At 69.2% G+C, this 15,316-nt stretch carries 19 protein-coding genes; 10 read left to right on the top strand and 9 right to left on the bottom strand.

Annotated features, from left to right (window positions below; genetic code table 11):
- The first annotated feature begins 6 nt into the window (after positions 1-6).
- Complete coding sequence (locus tag ACLJRL_RS08290; RefSeq protein ID WP_410655483.1) at positions 7-411, top strand: RidA family protein; 405 nt, start codon at positions 7-9, stop codon at positions 409-411.
- A 57-nt stretch (positions 412-468) separates the two neighbouring features.
- On the opposite strand, the gene ACLJRL_RS08285 is transcribed toward ACLJRL_RS08290, so the two are convergent.
- On the bottom strand, positions 469-1,326 hold the full coding sequence (locus ACLJRL_RS08285; RefSeq protein ID WP_410655482.1) for a PaaX family transcriptional regulator C-terminal domain-containing protein: 858 nt from the start codon (positions 1,324-1,326) through the stop codon (positions 469-471).
- 84 nt (positions 1,327-1,410) lie between these two features.
- Here ACLJRL_RS08285 and ACLJRL_RS08280 point away from each other — a divergent pair, with 84 nt between their 5' ends.
- Together ACLJRL_RS08280 and ACLJRL_RS08275 are read left to right on the top strand one after the other, a co-directional pair.
- Positions 1,411-2,088 carry an oxidoreductase gene (locus ACLJRL_RS08280; protein WP_410655481.1) on the top strand — a complete coding sequence of 226 codons (678 nt, stop codon included), beginning with the start codon at positions 1,411-1,413 and terminating at the stop codon, positions 2,086-2,088.
- 42 nt (positions 2,089-2,130) lie between these two features.
- Positions 2,131-2,547: a nitroreductase family deazaflavin-dependent oxidoreductase gene (locus ACLJRL_RS08275; protein ID WP_410655480.1), complete on the top strand. Its 417-nt coding sequence runs from the start codon at positions 2,131-2,133 to the stop codon at positions 2,545-2,547.
- Between the two features lie 82 nt (positions 2,548-2,629).
- Here ACLJRL_RS08275 and ACLJRL_RS08270 read toward each other — a convergent pair whose 3' ends face one another.
- Complete coding sequence (locus ACLJRL_RS08270) at positions 2,630-3,814, bottom strand: acyltransferase family protein (protein ID WP_410655479.1); 1,185 nt, start codon at positions 3,812-3,814, stop codon at positions 2,630-2,632.
- A 98-nt stretch (positions 3,815-3,912) separates the two neighbouring features.
- Positions 3,913-5,256, bottom strand: a complete 1,344-nt coding sequence (locus ACLJRL_RS08265) for an FAD-binding oxidoreductase (protein ID WP_410655478.1) — start codon at positions 5,254-5,256, stop codon at positions 3,913-3,915.
- Positions 5,257-5,326: 70 nt separating this feature from the next.
- On the opposite strand from ACLJRL_RS08265, the gene ACLJRL_RS08260 reads away from it, so the two are divergent.
- Positions 5,327-6,211 carry a LysR family transcriptional regulator gene (locus ACLJRL_RS08260; protein ID WP_410655477.1) on the top strand — a complete coding sequence of 295 codons (885 nt, stop codon included), beginning with the start codon at positions 5,327-5,329 and terminating at the stop codon, positions 6,209-6,211.
- Here the strand turns inward: ACLJRL_RS08260 and ACLJRL_RS08255 are convergent.
- The 3 genes from ACLJRL_RS08255 to ACLJRL_RS08245 all read right to left on the bottom strand — a co-directional run bounded on the left by ACLJRL_RS08255 (position 6,184) and on the right by ACLJRL_RS08245 (position 8,872).
- Positions 6,184-7,296, bottom strand: coding sequence for a methyltransferase (locus ACLJRL_RS08255; RefSeq protein WP_410655476.1), 1,113 nt, complete (start codon positions 7,294-7,296; stop codon positions 6,184-6,186). The genes ACLJRL_RS08260 and ACLJRL_RS08255 overlap by 28 nt on opposite strands.
- 125 nt (positions 7,297-7,421) lie before the next feature.
- Positions 7,422-8,246 (bottom strand): NAD(P)H-binding protein, encoded by an 825-nt coding sequence (locus ACLJRL_RS08250; RefSeq protein ID WP_410655475.1) that lies wholly within the window; start codon positions 8,244-8,246, stop codon positions 7,422-7,424.
- Positions 8,243-8,872, bottom strand: coding sequence for a hypothetical protein (locus ACLJRL_RS08245; protein ID WP_410655474.1), 630 nt, complete (start codon positions 8,870-8,872; stop codon positions 8,243-8,245). The genes ACLJRL_RS08250 and ACLJRL_RS08245 overlap by 4 nt, the downstream gene beginning before the upstream one ends.
- Positions 8,873-8,924: 52 nt before the next feature.
- Between ACLJRL_RS08245 and soxR the strand changes: the two genes are divergently transcribed.
- Complete coding sequence (gene soxR, locus ACLJRL_RS08240) at positions 8,925-9,371, top strand: redox-sensitive transcriptional activator SoxR (protein WP_410655473.1); 447 nt, start codon at positions 8,925-8,927, stop codon at positions 9,369-9,371.
- On the opposite strand, the gene ACLJRL_RS08235 is transcribed toward soxR, so the two are convergent.
- Positions 9,361-10,581 (bottom strand): RNA polymerase sigma factor, encoded by a 1,221-nt coding sequence (locus ACLJRL_RS08235; RefSeq protein ID WP_410655472.1) that lies wholly within the window; start codon positions 10,579-10,581, stop codon positions 9,361-9,363. The genes soxR and ACLJRL_RS08235 overlap by 11 nt on opposite strands.
- Positions 10,569-10,937 (bottom strand): YciI family protein, encoded by a 369-nt coding sequence (locus tag ACLJRL_RS08230; RefSeq protein ID WP_410655471.1) that lies wholly within the window; start codon positions 10,935-10,937, stop codon positions 10,569-10,571. Before ACLJRL_RS08230 ends, ACLJRL_RS08235 begins: the two co-directional genes overlap by 13 nt.
- Positions 10,938-11,186: 249 nt before the next feature.
- Between ACLJRL_RS08230 and ACLJRL_RS08225 the strand changes: the two genes are divergently transcribed.
- The 3 genes from ACLJRL_RS08225 to ACLJRL_RS08215 are packed head-to-tail and all read left to right on the top strand — an operon-like array spanning position 11,187 to position 13,008.
- The gene (locus tag ACLJRL_RS08225) at positions 11,187-11,519 is read left to right on the top strand and encodes a PadR family transcriptional regulator (protein ID WP_364034104.1); all 333 of its coding nucleotides are present in this window, start codon (positions 11,187-11,189) and stop codon (positions 11,517-11,519) included.
- On the top strand, positions 11,516-12,328 hold the full coding sequence (locus ACLJRL_RS08220) for an ATP-binding cassette domain-containing protein (protein WP_410655470.1): 813 nt from the start codon (positions 11,516-11,518) through the stop codon (positions 12,326-12,328). The genes ACLJRL_RS08225 and ACLJRL_RS08220 overlap by 4 nt, the downstream gene beginning before the upstream one ends.
- Positions 12,325-13,008, top strand: coding sequence for a hypothetical protein (locus ACLJRL_RS08215; RefSeq protein WP_410655469.1), 684 nt, complete (start codon positions 12,325-12,327; stop codon positions 13,006-13,008). Before ACLJRL_RS08220 ends, ACLJRL_RS08215 begins: the two co-directional genes overlap by 4 nt.
- On the opposite strand, the gene ACLJRL_RS08210 is transcribed toward ACLJRL_RS08215, so the two are convergent.
- A complete protein-coding gene (locus tag ACLJRL_RS08210) occupies positions 13,001-13,792 on the bottom strand; it encodes an SDR family NAD(P)-dependent oxidoreductase (protein WP_410655468.1) in 792 nt (263 codons plus the stop codon). The two genes, ACLJRL_RS08215 and ACLJRL_RS08210, sit on opposite strands and share 8 nt — an antisense overlap.
- Positions 13,793-13,872: 80 nt before the next feature.
- On the opposite strand from ACLJRL_RS08210, the gene ACLJRL_RS08205 reads away from it, so the two are divergent.
- Both ACLJRL_RS08205 and ACLJRL_RS08200 read left to right on the top strand, forming a co-directional pair.
- The gene (locus ACLJRL_RS08205) at positions 13,873-14,427 is read left to right on the top strand and encodes a TetR/AcrR family transcriptional regulator (protein WP_410655467.1); all 555 of its coding nucleotides are present in this window, start codon (positions 13,873-13,875) and stop codon (positions 14,425-14,427) included.
- Positions 14,428-14,530: 103 nt separating this feature from the next.
- Positions 14,531-15,301: an SDR family oxidoreductase gene (locus tag ACLJRL_RS08200; RefSeq protein WP_410655466.1), complete on the top strand. Its 771-nt coding sequence runs from the start codon at positions 14,531-14,533 to the stop codon at positions 15,299-15,301.
- The last annotated feature ends 15 nt before the right edge of the window (positions 15,302-15,316 follow it).

Raw genomic sequence — 15,316 nt, 5'->3', positions numbered from 1 at the left:
CGGGATATGCTGACCCGCATGGAGCGCATCAACCCGCCCGAACTCGGCCGCCCTTCCGGCTTCTCGCACGCTGTCGCGGCGAGTGGCAGGTTCGTCTTCCTCGCCGGTCAGACGGCCTTGGACGCGGAGAACCGGATCGCCGGTGACGGCGTGGTCGAGCAGTTCGAGCGCGCCTTGTCCAATCTGCTCACCGCGTTGCGCGCGGCCGGCGGGACTCCGGCGGACCTGTGCAGCGTGACGATCTACATCGTCGACATGGACGACTACCGCGCCCACGCGCGCGAGATCGGCGCGGTCTGGAAGCGGCTGGCCGGGAGCGAGTACCCCGCGATGGCGGGGATCGGCGTCAACCGGCTTTGGGACGTCGAGGCTTTGGTCGAGGTTCAGGGCTTCGCGGTGGTCGCGGAGTAGGTCCCGGTTGTGTCATGAAAGGGTCTTTCAGGACGAAAAATGTCCTGAAAGACCCTTTCATGACACGTCGGTGATGGTCCGCGACACGTGGGCGGCGGCGGCCTCGCCCAGTCGCGAGTGCAGCGTGAAGAACAGATCCGCGGCCCGGATCCCGGCCCACCCCGTCGGCAGCAGCTCCGCGGGCAGACCCGGGTCGAGGTAGGGCAGCCGCCGCCAGTCGGTCAGCACCCGGACGTAGTCGGCGAACGCGTCGGCCTCGTGCGCGGTCTTGCGCCGCTGCCAGCGCCGGAGCGCGGGCGTGTGCTCGTCGAGGAACGCGGTGTAGAGCGCTTCGAGCTGGTCGAGATCCCACCAGTCGCGGATCTTTTCGCGCACGTCACCGAAGGCGAGATGCTCCGCGTGGAACAGGTCCGCGTAGCCCTCGAGATCCAGCCGTCGCAGCATGTCGGCGGTCGCGTCGCGCAGGTGCGCGGGCGCGATCCAGACGCCGGACGACGCGGTCCCGAAGCCGAGCCGGGCCAGCTGCGTGCGAAGTATGTGCCGTTTGTGCCGTTCGGCTTCCGGGACCGAGAACACCGCGAGCAGCCAGCCGTCGCCGGGAGTGGCGCGCTCGCGGCGGAAGATCCGCTCGTCGCCCTCGCGCAGGATCGCCAGGGCGGTCTCGGAAAGCTCGTAGCCGGCCGCCCCGTTCCGGCGCACGGCGGAAAGGATCCCTCGCCGCTTCAGCCGGGAGATGGAAGACCGGACGGCGGGTTCTTCGATGTCCACGCCGGCCAGCAGGTCGATCAGGGAACGGACGGACAGCCAGCCGCCTTCGCCGCGCGAATAGAGGCCGTACACGGTCACGATCACCTGACGCGGTTGCGCCGTTCGCCCCGCGCCGTCGACTTCGGTTGTCTCCGACACGGCCGTCACCCGGTCACCATAACAACTGGTCACCCGCTCCGGCGCCCTGACGTTTCGGCCGTGACCGAAGCGTTCCGCACTTAGCGTTCCGGTATGGAGAACCCGCTGATCGAAGCCCCCGTCCCGCCGGTGCCCCAGGACGTCGAACCAGGTGGCGTCCGGTGGCTGCGCGCGACCGTCGCCCGGTTCAGTGGTCCTGGGGACCACCCGCGACGGCGTGCGCTCGTGCTCGCCGAACTGGCACCGATGGAGTCCTTGCGCGACAAGGCTTTCGCGCTCACGCGTGAACTGGACGGTGAGCCGGTGGAGCGGATCGCGTGGACGGTCCCGGTCGCGGTGCTGGCCCGCGAACTCGGCCTGCCGGACGTTTCGCGGGACATCGCGGCGGTTTCCGCCTGCTATCACCCGCACACCGAATCCGGTGCCGAGGCTGAGGACGCCATGCGGCGGCTGATCGAGACCCACGGTGGCGACGTCGACGAGCGGACGGCCGCGCGGATCGGGCTCCTGGTGCAGGCCTGCGACGCCACGGCCAAGCTGATCGGCAAGGCCGTGACTGCCCGCCTGTCCGGTGAGGACGCCGAGAGCCTGCTCGCCCGGGTCTTGCGCGAGGATCCGCCGGTCCGGATCACCCGGCGGTGGGTCGACGGCCGGATCGTGGAGGTCGACCTCTCGGAACATCCGTTCGGCGCGGGTCCGAAGGAGTGTCCCGGACGGGCACAGGCGCTCGAAGTGGCCGCGGGAATTCTCGACGCCCGCCGGTGCTATTAAGTAGCCTCGGCGCGGAGATCATTTCTGGAGGAAGGCGCCCGGATGTCCGACACGCTCGACTGGAACAAGAACATCATCAAGGAATTCCGCGAGAACGACGGGAAGGTGGGCGGCCCGTTCGAGAACGGTTCGCTCCTGCTGCTCACCACCACCGGCGCCAAGAGCGGTGAGCCGCGGACTTCGCCGCTCGTGTACGCGGAGGACGACGGCCAGTACGTCATCGCCGCTTCGTATGCCGGAAGCGACAAGAACCCGGCTTGGTACCACAACATCTCGGCGAACTCGAAGGTCACCGTCGAGGTCGGCACCGAGAAGTTCGAGGCCGTCGCGACCGTGGTCCTCGAAGACCGCGCCGAGCGCGACAGGCTCTACGCGAAGATGGTCAGCCTCATGCCCGGCTTCGCCGACTACGAGAAGAAGACCGAACGCGTGATCCCGATCGTCAAGCTCACCCGCTGACGCAATTAGTCCTCTACTTGCGGTAGTTGCACATGCAAGGACCGCAAGTAGAGGACTAACCGCGCGGGATCGGCGTGCGGGATCAGCGTGCGGCGCTGGGAGCCTCGACCGCGCTGGGTTCCTTCTTCAGCTCGGCCTCGGCCGCACGCAGGGCCTTGCGCTCCTGGCGGCGCGCGATCAGCTTCTTACCGGTGACGATCATCGGCTGCTCCACCCAGCGGTGGATCAAATCCGCGATCGCGAGCCCGATGGCGAACACGGTCAGCGCGCTGATCATCCGGTGCTCGCCCAGCGGCGGGATCGCCTCGACCATGGCGAAGTGCACCGGCCCCTGCAGCAGGTAGAGCGAGTAGGACCGCTCACCCACGAAGCGCATCGGCGCGCTCGCCAGCAGCCAGCGCAGCGGCCCGGGGGCGATCAGCACCACCAGCAACATCGCCGACAGCAGCCCGTAGGCCACCAGGAGGCCCAGGTTGCTGCCGGTCGACCACCACAGGCTCTCCATGTTGACGTGCAGCAGCGCGAAAGCGCCGAACACCGGGATCGCCGCGAGCGGGTGGGTCAGCGGTTTGATCACCGCGTAGGACCGGCGGTAGTGCATCGCGACCGCGAGCACACAGCCGATCAGCAGGATCGCGTAGTGGACCGTCGACCGGTAGATCGGCACCTGCGGCCCGTTGAGCACCCAGCCGCTGGTGACCTGCACCAGGCCGATCATCAGCGCGAACGCGGCGAACGCCAGCGCGAGCTTGCGCCACGCCGCGGCCAGCCCGACGGCGCCCGCGACCACCAGCAGGAACGGCCAGACCAGGTAGAACTTCTCCTCGATGCCCAGCGTCCACGAGCCGCTGAAGAAGTTGTCCGGACCGGTCGGGGAGCTGGCGGGGAAGAACTCGTTGAAGAACGTCAGGTAGTACTTCAGCGCGTGCGGGAACTCGCGTTCGAAGAACTCGCCGCGCAGCCAGACGAACACCACGATCCCGGCGAGGATCACCAGGTAGGGCGGCAGAATCCGGAACACCCGGCGCAGATAGAACGCCGAAAGCGAGATCCGTCCCGTCCGGTCCTGCTCACGCAGCAGCAGCGTGGTGATCAGGAAGCCCGACAGCACGAAGAAGATGTAGACACCGACCCAGCCGGACAGCCATTCCCACTTCGGACCCGCGAAGTGGAAGAGGATCACGATGGTGGCCGCGATCGCGCGCAGCCCGTCGAGCGCGGGGAATCGACGCATGGCGAGGAACTCGTCATGGTCCAAAGTGCGCACAGTGCCCCCTATCGGCGTATCGGCCCGGAAGTATACGGGGGCCCCGCGCACCCCCTTCGCCCCGGATCAAGGCCGTCTACCAGCTACTTTCGGGGGCGTCACTCAGTGTCACGGCCGGGCTGGACGTTGTGCGTCAACCGGAACCGGTTCCGCGGGTCGAAGGCGGCCTTGACCTCGCGAAGCCGTCGCAGATCCGCCGCGGAATACACCTTGGCCGCTTCCTCGTCCGGGCTGCTCTCGCCGTAGACGAAGGTCAGCAGCTTGCCGGTCGACCACGGGCTCAGCGCGTCGAACAGCTTCCCGTGCGCGGCGCGGATCTCGGTGAGCGCCGCGTCGTCCACCACGGACAGTGCTCGCACGGTGAAGCGCGCTTCGCGGTCCCAGCCGACACCAGGGTTGTCCGGAATGTCGGACAGCGCACCGCCGAGCAGGTCCAGCAGGATGACGGTCGGCACCGGTGCGCCCGGGCCGGCGTGTTCGAGGACCGCGTCGAGCATGGTGTCGTTCAATTCGGTCACCGTGACGTTGTCCGCGCGGTAGCCGTGCGGAAACGGGGGCTCGTTCGCGATCGACCCGGATTCGGTGAACGGGATCTCGGCGAGCGTGTCACCCAAGACGGGCGCGGCGGCGCGCAGCGGGGCGACGAGCCGCTCGCCCTCGGCCGCGTCACCCAGGTAGGCGATCCGGATCTGGGCGACGTGCTTGCCACGCAGGGGTTCGGGCACCATCGGGAGATCCGGCATCGGGACCATGGTCAGCGACGACGTCATCTCGCGCGGCATCTCCGCCGTCCAGTCGCGCCAAGCGCGCAGGACGGTGGGCAGCGACTCGGTGCCGAACTGCAGGCTGCCGCCATACAGGCGGGTGACCGGGACGAGCCGGAATTCGAGCGCGGTGACGATCCCGAAGTTGTCGCGGCCGCCTCGCAGCGCCCAGAACAGGTCCGGTTCGGTGACGGCGGTGACGTGCCGGAGTTCGCCGTCGGCGGTGACGACGTCGATCGCGGTCACCTGGTCGGCGGCGAGCCCGTACTTGCGGCCGAGCAGGCTGAACCCGCCGCCGAGGGTGTAGCCGACGACGCCGACGCCGGGGAACGAGCCGCTCAGCGGTGCGAGCCCGTGGACCGCGGCCGCTTCGATGACCGCTCCCCAGCGCACCCCCGCGTCGACGCGCGCGGTCGCGCTTTCCGCGTCGATCCGGATCCCGGTCATGCGCTGGGTGGTGACGAGAACGCCGCCTTCGAAGGGGACGGTCAGCCCGTGCCCGGTCGAGTGGACGGCGACCGGCAGGTCGTGCTCGCCGGCGTACCGGACCGCCCCGACGACGTCGGCGGCCGAGGTCGCGGCCACGATCACGTCGGGACGGCGGCGGACGGCGGTCTGGAAACCGGCGAGTTCGTCGTCGTAGCCGGAGTCGCCGGGGCGGAGCATGGTGGAGGTCATGTGTCCAGCCTGGTCTCGATCCGATCAGAAGTCCAAGATCTAGTTTGTCTGTCAACTAGAATCGATGCTTATGGAACTTCGCCAGCTCGAGTACTTCGTCGCCGTGGCCGAAGAGGCGAACTTCACCCGGGCCGCCGAGCGGCTGCACGTCGCGCAGCCCGGGGTCAGTGCCCAGATCCGGCGGCTCGAACGCGAGCTGGGCCAGCCGTTGCTCGATCGGTCAGCGCGGGCGGTCCGGCTCACCAACGTCGGCGAGGCCGCCTTGCCGCACGCGCGGGCCGCGCTCGCCGCCGTCGCCGGGGTCCGCCAGGCGGTCGACGAACTCACCGGTCTCGTCCGCGGCCAGGTCGCGATGGGCATGGTGTCCTCCCGCGGCCCGGTCAACCTGCCGGATCTGCTCGCGCGGTTCCACGAACGCCATCCCGCGGTGGACATCACGCTCGCCGAGGCGACCTCCGACGTCCTGCTCACGGGCGTCGCCGAAGGGCGTTTCGACATCGCCCTGATCGGGGTCTCCGGCGAACCGCCGCCGGGGATCGGCATGGAGGTCGTCCTCGACGAGCCCCTGGTCGCCATCTCCGCGCCGGACGACCCGCTCGCCGATCGCGCGACGATCACGTTGTCGGAACTGGAAAGCCGCTCGCTGGTGAGCCTGCCGAAGGGCACCGGCATGCGCGCGATCGTCGATGCCGCTTTCCTCGCCGACAGCGCGAAGCCGCGGGTGACGCTCGAAGCGGGCGACCCGAACGTCGTCGCCGAACTGGTCGGACGCGGGCTCGGCGTCGCCGTGGTGCCGATGTCGCTCGCGACGTACTACACGAAACTGCACGCCATGGAGATCACGCGGCCGGCCGGGCTGCGGGCGAAACTGGCGCTGGCCTGGCGGACGGAGGGGCCGGTGAGCCCCGCCGCCCGCGCGTTCATCAGTCAGGCACGGGCGCTGCTCGGCCTTTGAGCAGTTCTCAAACGCCACAACGACGTCACTTCGGCGGCTCTCGCGGCGTGCAGCGGGTCACTCGGGTCGGTGGCCCGGCGGTGCACCGGCCGCGTCTCCTCCCGGCCGACTACCTGGAGCCCGGACCGGGCGAACGCGGAGAGCAGGTGTTCGCGCGTGCGCAGCCCCAGCAGCTCGGCGAGGTCGGAGAGGATCAGCCACGCCTCCCCACCGGGTTCGAGGTGACGCGGCAGCCGGTCCAGGAACGCGTGCAGCATCCGGCTCCCCGGGTCGTAGACGGCCCGTTCGAGCGGGGTGCGCGCGCGGGCGGGCAGCCAGGGCGGATTGCAGACGACCAGAGGTGCCCGGCCGGGCGGGAACACGTCCGTCTCAACGGTTTCGATTCCTCGGAAGCCGAGCCGCTCGAAGTTCTCCCGTGCGCAGGCGAGCGCGCGAGGCTCGTTGTCCGTCGCCACCACCCGCTTGACGCCACGCCGGGCGAGCACCGCGGCGAGGACGCCGGTCCCCGTGCCGATGTCGAACGCCAGCTCCGTCGAGGGCAAAGGAGTTCGCGCCACCAGATCGACGTACTCGCCGCGGACGGGGGAGAAGACCCCGTGGTGCGGATGGATCTTCGAGCCGAGCGCCGGGATTTCGACGCCCTTGACCCGCCATTCGTGCGCGCCGACGACACCGAGCAGCTCACGCAACGACACCAGCGACGCGTCCTGCGAGGGGCCGTAAGCCTCGGTGCAGGCGACTCGGACGTCCGGCCCGCGGCGTAGCGGCAGGACGTGCCCGGCGTCCAGCGGAACCAGGAGCCTGCCGAGGATCCTCGCTCGGCGCGCCTGGTGTTTCCGCTGGTCCTGGAACGGTTTCCCGGCCGCCGAGCCGCTTTTCGAGTCATAGCGGCGCGACATCGCGCCGAGGAGGTTCCGGGCGTTCGGGAAGTCACCGTGCCAGGCGAGCGCGGTGCCGATCGTGGCGAGCCGGAACGCCTCGTCGGCGGTGATGCCGTCGTCGACGCTGAGCACGGTGCTCGGCGGATTCGTGCCGACGGTGGTCAGCCAGCGCCGACCACCGTCCTTTATGGACAGGGGGTTCATGGTTTCCGTTCCTGTTTCGCTCGCGGCGAAGAGACCCCGCGGGCGTTGGTCCTCGGGGGAGAAAGATCAGGAACGGCGGCTAACGGACCGCCGCGGCATGAACCGGTGTCGACACGAAGCCGAGTCTACTGGAAGTCGGCCGCGTGGTCGGCCGCCCAGACCTCGAAGTCCAGCGCCGGCCTGCCGGTGACGTCCTGGACGGTCGTGGTGACCTCGCTCGGTTCCTCCGTCAGGCCGCGCATCCCGGCGAGCATGGTGTCGACGATGAAGTCCGGCATCTTCGCGAGCAACGCCTCCCGCGCGGCTTCCAGCGGGATCTCCTCCCAGCGCGCCGGGCGGCCGGCGGCCTCGCCGATGATCCGCACCTGCTCGATCTGGGTGAGCGGCCGCGTGCCCGTGACGACGTACTTCGCCTCCGCGTGCCCGCTGCCGGTCAGCGCCTCGACGGCCACCGCGGCGATGTCCCGCTCATGGATCAGCGGCATCGAGGCCTCGCCGTATGCCCCGCGGACGACGCCGTCCGCGCGGATCGCCGGCGCCCAGCCCAGGGTGTTCGCCGCGAACCCGTGCGGCCGCAGGAAAGTCCACTCCACCCCCGCGGCTTCGATCGCCTCTTCGACGATCCGGTGCCAGGCGCCGATGGGGTTGTCCTGTTCCGGCAAGGAATCGTCGACAGCGCCCGAAGAAAGGAACACGACGCGTTTCACGTGCTCGCCGAGCAGCGAAACGGTGGGTACCAAGGCTTCGGCGGATCCGGCGAGCATCAGGAACGCCGTGTCGACGCCGTCGAGCGCCGGCGCGATCGTGTCCGGTCGCGCCAGATCACCGCGGACGCCGTCCGGCGGCGGGTTCCGGCTCAGCGCCCGGACCGGGATGTCCCGCGCCCGCAACTGGGTGACGACCTGCGCGCCCACGTTGCCGGTGGCACCGGCGACCAGGATCGGCTTCATGCCGCCACCGCCGAGGTGACCGGGCGGTACCGCTTGACCGACCCGCCCGCGGTCAGGCCCGGGTAGGTCTGCACCTTCTTCCACGCGTCCGTCGTGCCGATTCCGTCGGCGCCCGGGGCCGCCAGCGCGGCGATATGGGCTTCGGCGCTCGTCCATTCGGCGTAGTTCAACACCCGCTCGCCGTCGGAGCTCACGTGGAAGTACCCCGAGATCCCGCCGTCGGGTTGAGCGGGTTCCGAATCCAGTGCCTCGAAGACGAGGTCGATCCAGTCGCGTTGCCGTTGCTCGTCGGGACCCTCGAACTCGACCGAGACGACCACGAGCGCACCCGGGACGCCCTCGCCGGTATTTCCTCGGTAGAGGCGGTACACCGGAGCGCCGTCCAGATCCTGGATGGCGTCTTCGCTGGTCCACTGCTCGTAGGTGAACGCGCCGTCGTGGCCGATGCCCTCGTAGGCGGTGACGGAGACGAGGCCCTCGGCCCCCTTCGCCCGCGCCTCGAACGCCGTCCGCGCCGCGTCGGCGCTCGGGTGTTCCCGGGCCACCGCCACCAGGTCGGCCCGCGGTGTCGGCAGGGCGTCTAGTCCTTTGTGGATGGTCATTTTCGCGATCCCCTGTTCTGTCATGCCTCCAGCATGGAACTTAAACAAGGGTTTAAGTCAAGCTAGGATCGTGGACATGTCGGAACTGCCGTCGGAGATCACCATCGGAGAGCTGTCGCGGCGCAGCGGTGTCGCCGCCTCCGCCCTGCGTTTCTACGAGCGCCAGGGCCTCATCCAAAGCAAGCGGACCAGCGGGAACCAGCGCCGCTATCCCCGCAGCGCGCTCCGCCTGGTCGCGTTCATCCGGGCCTCGCATCACCTCGGCATCCCGCTGGAGGTGATCGGCTCCGTGCTCGACTTCCTGCCGGACGGCGCCGCGCCGGACCACGCGTTCTGGCAACGCGCCTCCGCCTGCTGGAGCGCCGAACTCAACAAGCGCATCGAGCAGCTTGAGTGCATGCGCGACCGGTTCACCGAATGCATCGGCTGCGGCTGCCTGTCCTTCGAGCAGTGCGTGCTGGTCAACCCCGGTGACGTCCTCGCCGAGAAAGGCCCCGGCCCGGCCCGGCTGGTCATGGACTGACGGCGGCCAGTTTCCATTCCAGCAGCCGCCGTTCGGCGCTGTTCCCGGCCTGCGCGATGGCCGTCTCGTACGCCTGCGCCGATTCCGCGGAACGGCCGAGCCGGTGCAGCAGATCGGCCCGGATGGCGTGGTAGAGATGGTATTTCTCCAGCCTCAGGCTATCGACGACGTCGAGCGCCGCGCCCGGGCCGTCGACCTCCGCCACCGCGACGGCCCGGTTGAGCGCGACGACCGGCGTCGGATTCATCGTCAGGAGCAGGTCGTACAGCTGGACGATCTGGGACCAGTCGGTGCCTTCCGCGTCGGCGGCGTCACTGTGGACGGCGTTGATCGCGGCCTGGATCTGATACGGCCCCGGCTGGTTCCGCCGCAGGCATCCGCGCACCAAAGCCTGCCCTTCGGCGACGAGCTCCCGGTTCCACCGCGTCCGGTCCTGCCCGGCCAGCAGGACGACCTCGCCGTTCTCGCCGGTGCGGGCGGCGCGGCGGGACTCGGTGAGCAGCATCAGCGCGAGCAGACCGGTGATCTCGGGTTCGTCGGGCATGAGTTCCGTCAGCAGCCTGCCGAGCCGGATCGCCTCCGCGCACAGGTCTTCCCGCACCAGCCGCTCGCCGGAACTGGCGGTGTAGCCCTCGTTGAACACGAGGTAGACCACGGCGAGCACCGAACGCAGCCTGTCCGGGAGGTCGGGGTCGTCCGGGACGCGGTACGGGATCTTCGCGTCCCGGATCTTGCCCTTGGCCCGCACGAGTCGTTGCGCCATCGTCGTTTCCGGGACGAAGAACGCGTGCGCGATCTCGCCGGTGGTCAGCCCGCCCAGCAGTTTCAGGGTCAGCGCGACCTGCGCCGTCACGGCCAGCGCCGGGTGACAGCAGGTGAAGATCAGCCGCAGGCGGTCGTCACGCACGGGTCCCTCCTCTGCTGGTCCGTCGCCGGTTCGGAGCAGCGCGGCTTGGGCCTGTTTGTCGTCGCGGGCGGACTCCCGGCGCAGCCGGTCGATGCCCTTGTTGCGGGCGGTCGTGATGATCCAGCCGGCCGGGCTCGGCGGCAGACCGGTGGACGGCCACCGGTCCACGGCCGCGGCGAAGGCGTCCTGGACCGCCTCTTCGGCGATATCGATACTGCCGAAGACGCGGACCAGGACCGCTACCGCGCGGCCGTACTCCTCGGTGAAGACACGGCCGATGTCTTCGGAGGTCAGGGAACGCACGAAGGGTCTTCCTCGCCCTGAAACGGCCGGACTTCGATCGGCAGGTAGGTGATCTCGGCGACCCGGCGGCCCCATTCCAGCGCGGCGTCCAGATCCGGCGCTTCGATGATGGTGAACCCGCCGAGGTGTTCCTTGCCCTCGACGTACGGGCCGTCGGTCATCACGATGTCGCCGCTCTCCTGGGCCCGCAGCACGGTCGCGGTGGTCGGCGGGTGCAGGCCGGCGGCGAACACCCAGGCGCCCGCGGCCTGCATCTCCTCGTTCAGCGCCTGGATCTTGCGCATCACCGGCTCCAGGAACTCGGGCGGCGGGGTGGGGCCGTCGGGCTGGTACAGGCTGATGAGGTACTGGGTCATGGCGTCCTCCTTCGTCGAAGCGGTCTGTCACCCCCTATACGAAGGGCGTCCCGCCGGTTCGACAGCGGCGGCGACATTTTCTCGACTTTTCCTTCGCGCGTACATCGTCGCAGGTCACGATGGTCGTGAGTGGCGTGATCAGGCACGGATCTCGCGTGATCAGAGGCGACACTCGTGTGATCAGAGACGGATCTCGGGTGAACGAGCTAGGTTGTAGTGCTATCTAGATAGTGCTGCTACATTGCTCGCGTGGATCAGGACCGGCGAGGCCAGTGGCTGCGGGGGGTGCTGGCGCCGTGTGTGCTCGCACTGGTCGCCGAGCGCGAGTCCTACGGGTACGAGCTGGCCCAGTCGCTCGACGCCGCCGGGCTCGGCCCCATCCAGGGCGGCACGCTCTATCCGGTGCTGCTGCGGTTGCAGCGGTTCGGCCTGGTCACCGCGAGCTGGCAGGACGGGACGGCCGGGCCCGCGCGCAAGTACTACCGGATCACCGCGGCAGGCCGGGAAACGCTGCGGCACGCCACCGCCGACTGGCAGGAGTTCTCCGCCGGGGTGGCCTCGATCTTGCGGGAGGGACGATGAACCACGACGGATGGCTTTCCGCGCTGGCGCACGAACTGCGCCGTCGCGGTGTCGGCGGGGACGCCGCACGGCAGGTGGTCGCGGAGGCGGCCGTGCACCTGCGTGACGGCGGTGGAGACCCGATGCGCGTCTTCGGGCCGCCCGCCGCCTACGCCACGGCGGTCGCGGACAGTGTCGGCCGTCCCCGGCGACGTCCGGGCGAGGTGCTGCTGGAAGCCCGTGGCATCACCAAGAAGTACGGCCGTCAGACAGTGTTGAACGGGGTGGACCTGACCGTGCGGTCGGGCGAGATCGCCGCGGTCGTCGGGGCGAACGGCTGCGGCAAGAGCACGTTCCTGAGCATCTGCGCCGGGCTGATCGGCGCGGACAAGGGCGAGGTCCGGGTGCGTGGCTCGCTCGGCTACTGCCCGCAGGACGGTGGCACGGCGGATTTCCTGGACGCCGGCGAGCATTTCGTCCTGATCGGAACGGGCCGGGGGATGAGCCGGGACGAAGCGGTCCGCGTCGGCGATGCTCGCGCTTCGGCTCTGGACTGGGAGCCCGGACGCGGCAAGCAGGCGCGGCACCTTTCCGGTGGAACCAGGCAGAAACTGAACCTGGTCCTGGCCGGGCTCGGCGAGCCGGACGTCCTCCTGCTCGACGAGCCCTACCAGGGTTTCGACCGGGGCACCTACCTCGACTTCTGGCACCAGGTCTGGGAATGGCGGGAAGCAGGTAAGGCGATCGTCGTGGTCACCCACCTGCTCAATCAGCTGGACCGGGTCGACACCGTGCTCGAACTCGTCCCGGCCCGGAAGGCGGTCGCGTGAAGAAGATCCTGACGGTCGCCGAAATGGCGCTGCGCGAACTGCTGCGACGCCGGTCCGTGCTGCTGATCCTGCTGGTACTGCCGCTGTTGTTCTACTTGAGCCGTCGCGGTGACCACCTCGGCCAGTCGATCCGGTTCGTCTGCCTGGGGCTCGGCTGGGCGCTGAGCACGGCGGCGCTGTTCGCGGGCAGCGCGGCACGCGGCATGGAATCGCGGCTCCGGCTCTCGGGTTATCGCGGGCATCACCTCTATCTCGGCCGGTTGAGTGCTTTGTGGACGGTCGGGCTGGTGTTGTCCGCGCCGTACTTCGTGCTGATCCTCGTCGACCAGCACGACGTCCGGTACGGCTCGGTCGCGCTGGTGATGGTGCTGATGGTCGCGGTGTCGGCGCCGTTCGGGCTCGCGCTCAGTTCCGTGCTGCCGCGCGACTTGGAAGGGACACTGGTCCTGCTGATGGTCATCGGCCTGCAGATGATGGCCGACCCGTCGAGCCTGGCCGCCCGGCTGCTGCCGTTCTGGTCCAGCCGTGAGATCGGCACCTACGCCATCGACCACACGGACACCGGTTACCTGATCCGAGGTATCGCGCACGGCGTGATCTCGACCGTGGTGCTGATCGCCGCGGTCGCCGTCGCGTCGGGATTCCGGCTGCGGCGCCGTTCGCACCTCAAGTTCATTTAGCGACTTTTTCCAAGAGCCGCTGGGTGGCTGTAGAGAGCCGCTCGGCTTCTTCGTGGTCGACGTCGTCGAGTTTGAGGCGCTTGCTCCGCATGTAGGCGCTCAAGGGCGTTTCCGGCCGGTTCTCGATGAGGTCGAGCATCGGCCGGATGGCCTTCTCCGGTGGCGTACCAAGGAGTTTCGCCATGACGCCGACCAACGCCCTCGACGTCTTACCCAGCGCGCCCTGGTGGCTCGTGCGGACGAAACCGGGGTTGTAGAGCACGTATCGGACGTGGTCGGACGCGAGCCGGCTCGCGGACAGCAGGCCCATCCGGCGGCTCTGGAGATTCGCCGTTTTCCAGGTATAGCCGCGTTCCAGCTGGAAGTCGTCCCAGTGGATCGCGTCTTTCGGCGCGCCCGGGACCGTGGTGTCGAGGATCAGCGGGCGCTCGGCGGCGGCCAGGACGTCCTGGAGTTCCGACGCGAAGATGTGGCGGCTCAGGTAGTACAGCGCGAAGTTGTGCTCGAACCCTTCTGTGGTCACCTCCCGGGTCCGGTGGACGTACGCGGCCCCGAGCACCAGCGTGTCGACGACGGGGAAGCGCGTGGCGATTTCCCTGGTGGCGCGGAGGTTCTCGGCGACTTCGCGGAGGTCGGCCTGGACGAAATGCGCATCGCCCGCCAGTTCCCGGAATTTCGCCTCGCTCCGGCCGACCACGACGACGGTGTGGCCCTCGCGCAGCCGTTCCGCCGCCAGTGCGCGGCCGAGTCCGTCGGTTCCCCCGGTGATCACGATCGTGGACATGTCTTCCTCCTGTTCCGGAACAGGTGTTCCGGAAACCACCGTAACCGAAACATGCGTTCCGGAACAGGTAGAGTTCCGGCATGACCACTTCGCGGCGTCAGCGCTGGGACGCGGCGCGGAACCGGACCCAGGTGCTGGACGCCGCGCGCGAGTCCTTCGCCGAACGCGGCCTCGCCACCGACGTCCGGGAGATCGCGCGACGGGCGGGCGTCGGCGTCGCCACCCTGTACCGGCACTTCCCGACGAAGGATGACCTGGTCAAAGCCGTGCTGGAGGATGACGTCGCCGAGTGGACGGCCGTCTCCGAGCGCGCGAAGGCGGCCGAAGACGCGTGGGAGGGGATCGGCCTGTTCGTCGAGCGAACCCTCGCGATGATGGCCCGGCATCGGGCGTTCCTGGACGGGCTCACCGTCACCGAAGGCGCGCTCGACGCCTGCCGGGCGCATCTCGCGGAGAGCCTCGACGACCTGGTCGAACGGGCGCACGCGCAGGGGCGGCTGCGGGCCGGGATCACCTCCGCGGACATCGGCCTGCAGATCCTCGCGCTCGGCCGGATCGTCGAACTGACGTCCGCGCAGGGCGACGACGTCTGGCGCAAGCACGCCGGCCTCGTCTTGAGTGCGCTCGAGGCCTGACTGGTACTGGCGAACCCAGGTTGAGCAGGCCGTGCCATCTCTCCGCGCGAGCCGGTTATCTGGACTCAGAAGGTGCTAACGAGTCCACTTAGGAGAGACATTCATGACCAACCCCCTGGCACGCCACGCGGGCAGGGTCGCCGTCGTCACCGGCGCGTCCAGCGGAATCGGCGAAGCGACCGCGCGGAGGCTCGCCGCCTCCGGTGCCGCGGTCGCGATCGTCGCCCGTCGCGCGGACCGGCTGGAAACGCTGGCCAAGGAGATCGAACAGGGCGGCGGCACGGCGCTCGTGCTCGCGGCCGACGTCGCCGACGCCGCAGCGATGCGGGCGGCGGCAGTCGAGGTCGAAGCGAAACTCGGTCGCGCCGACCTGCTGTTCAACAACGCCGGCGTGATGCTGGCCGCGCCGATCGACGAACTCGCGATCGATGACTGGCAGCGCATGATCGACGTCAACATGACGGGCCTCATGAACACGATCGGCGCGTTCCTGCCGCAGCTGGTCGCTTCGGCGGCCGAGAAGGGGCTCGCCGATCTGGTGAACACGTCTTCCATCGGCGCTCAGTACGTCTACCCGCACTTCGGTGTCTACGCCGCTACGAAGGCGTACGTCACGCATCTGTCGAAGAACCTTCGCGCCGACCTCGGCCCGAAGAACGTGCGGGTCGCGGCGCTGGAACCCGGCTTCGTCCGGACCGAACTGCAGGATCACGTCACCGATCCCACCGCGATCGAGTGGCTGGACGGTGCCCGCGAGGCGCTGACCTGGCTGGAACCGGACGACATCGCCGAGACGGTCGCCTTCCTGACCTCGCTCCCGGCGCGGGCGAACTTCCAGCAGGTCACGGTGATGCCCACCGGACAGGCCTCATAGCGCGGGAATCTCAGG

The organism is Amycolatopsis sp. lyj-112 (assembly GCF_046549055.1).
GTDB lineage: Bacteria > Actinomycetota > Actinomycetes > Mycobacteriales > Pseudonocardiaceae > Amycolatopsis.
The sequence above is the reverse complement of the archived record's forward strand: the minus strand, read 5'-3'. Positions and strand labels throughout refer to the sequence as shown.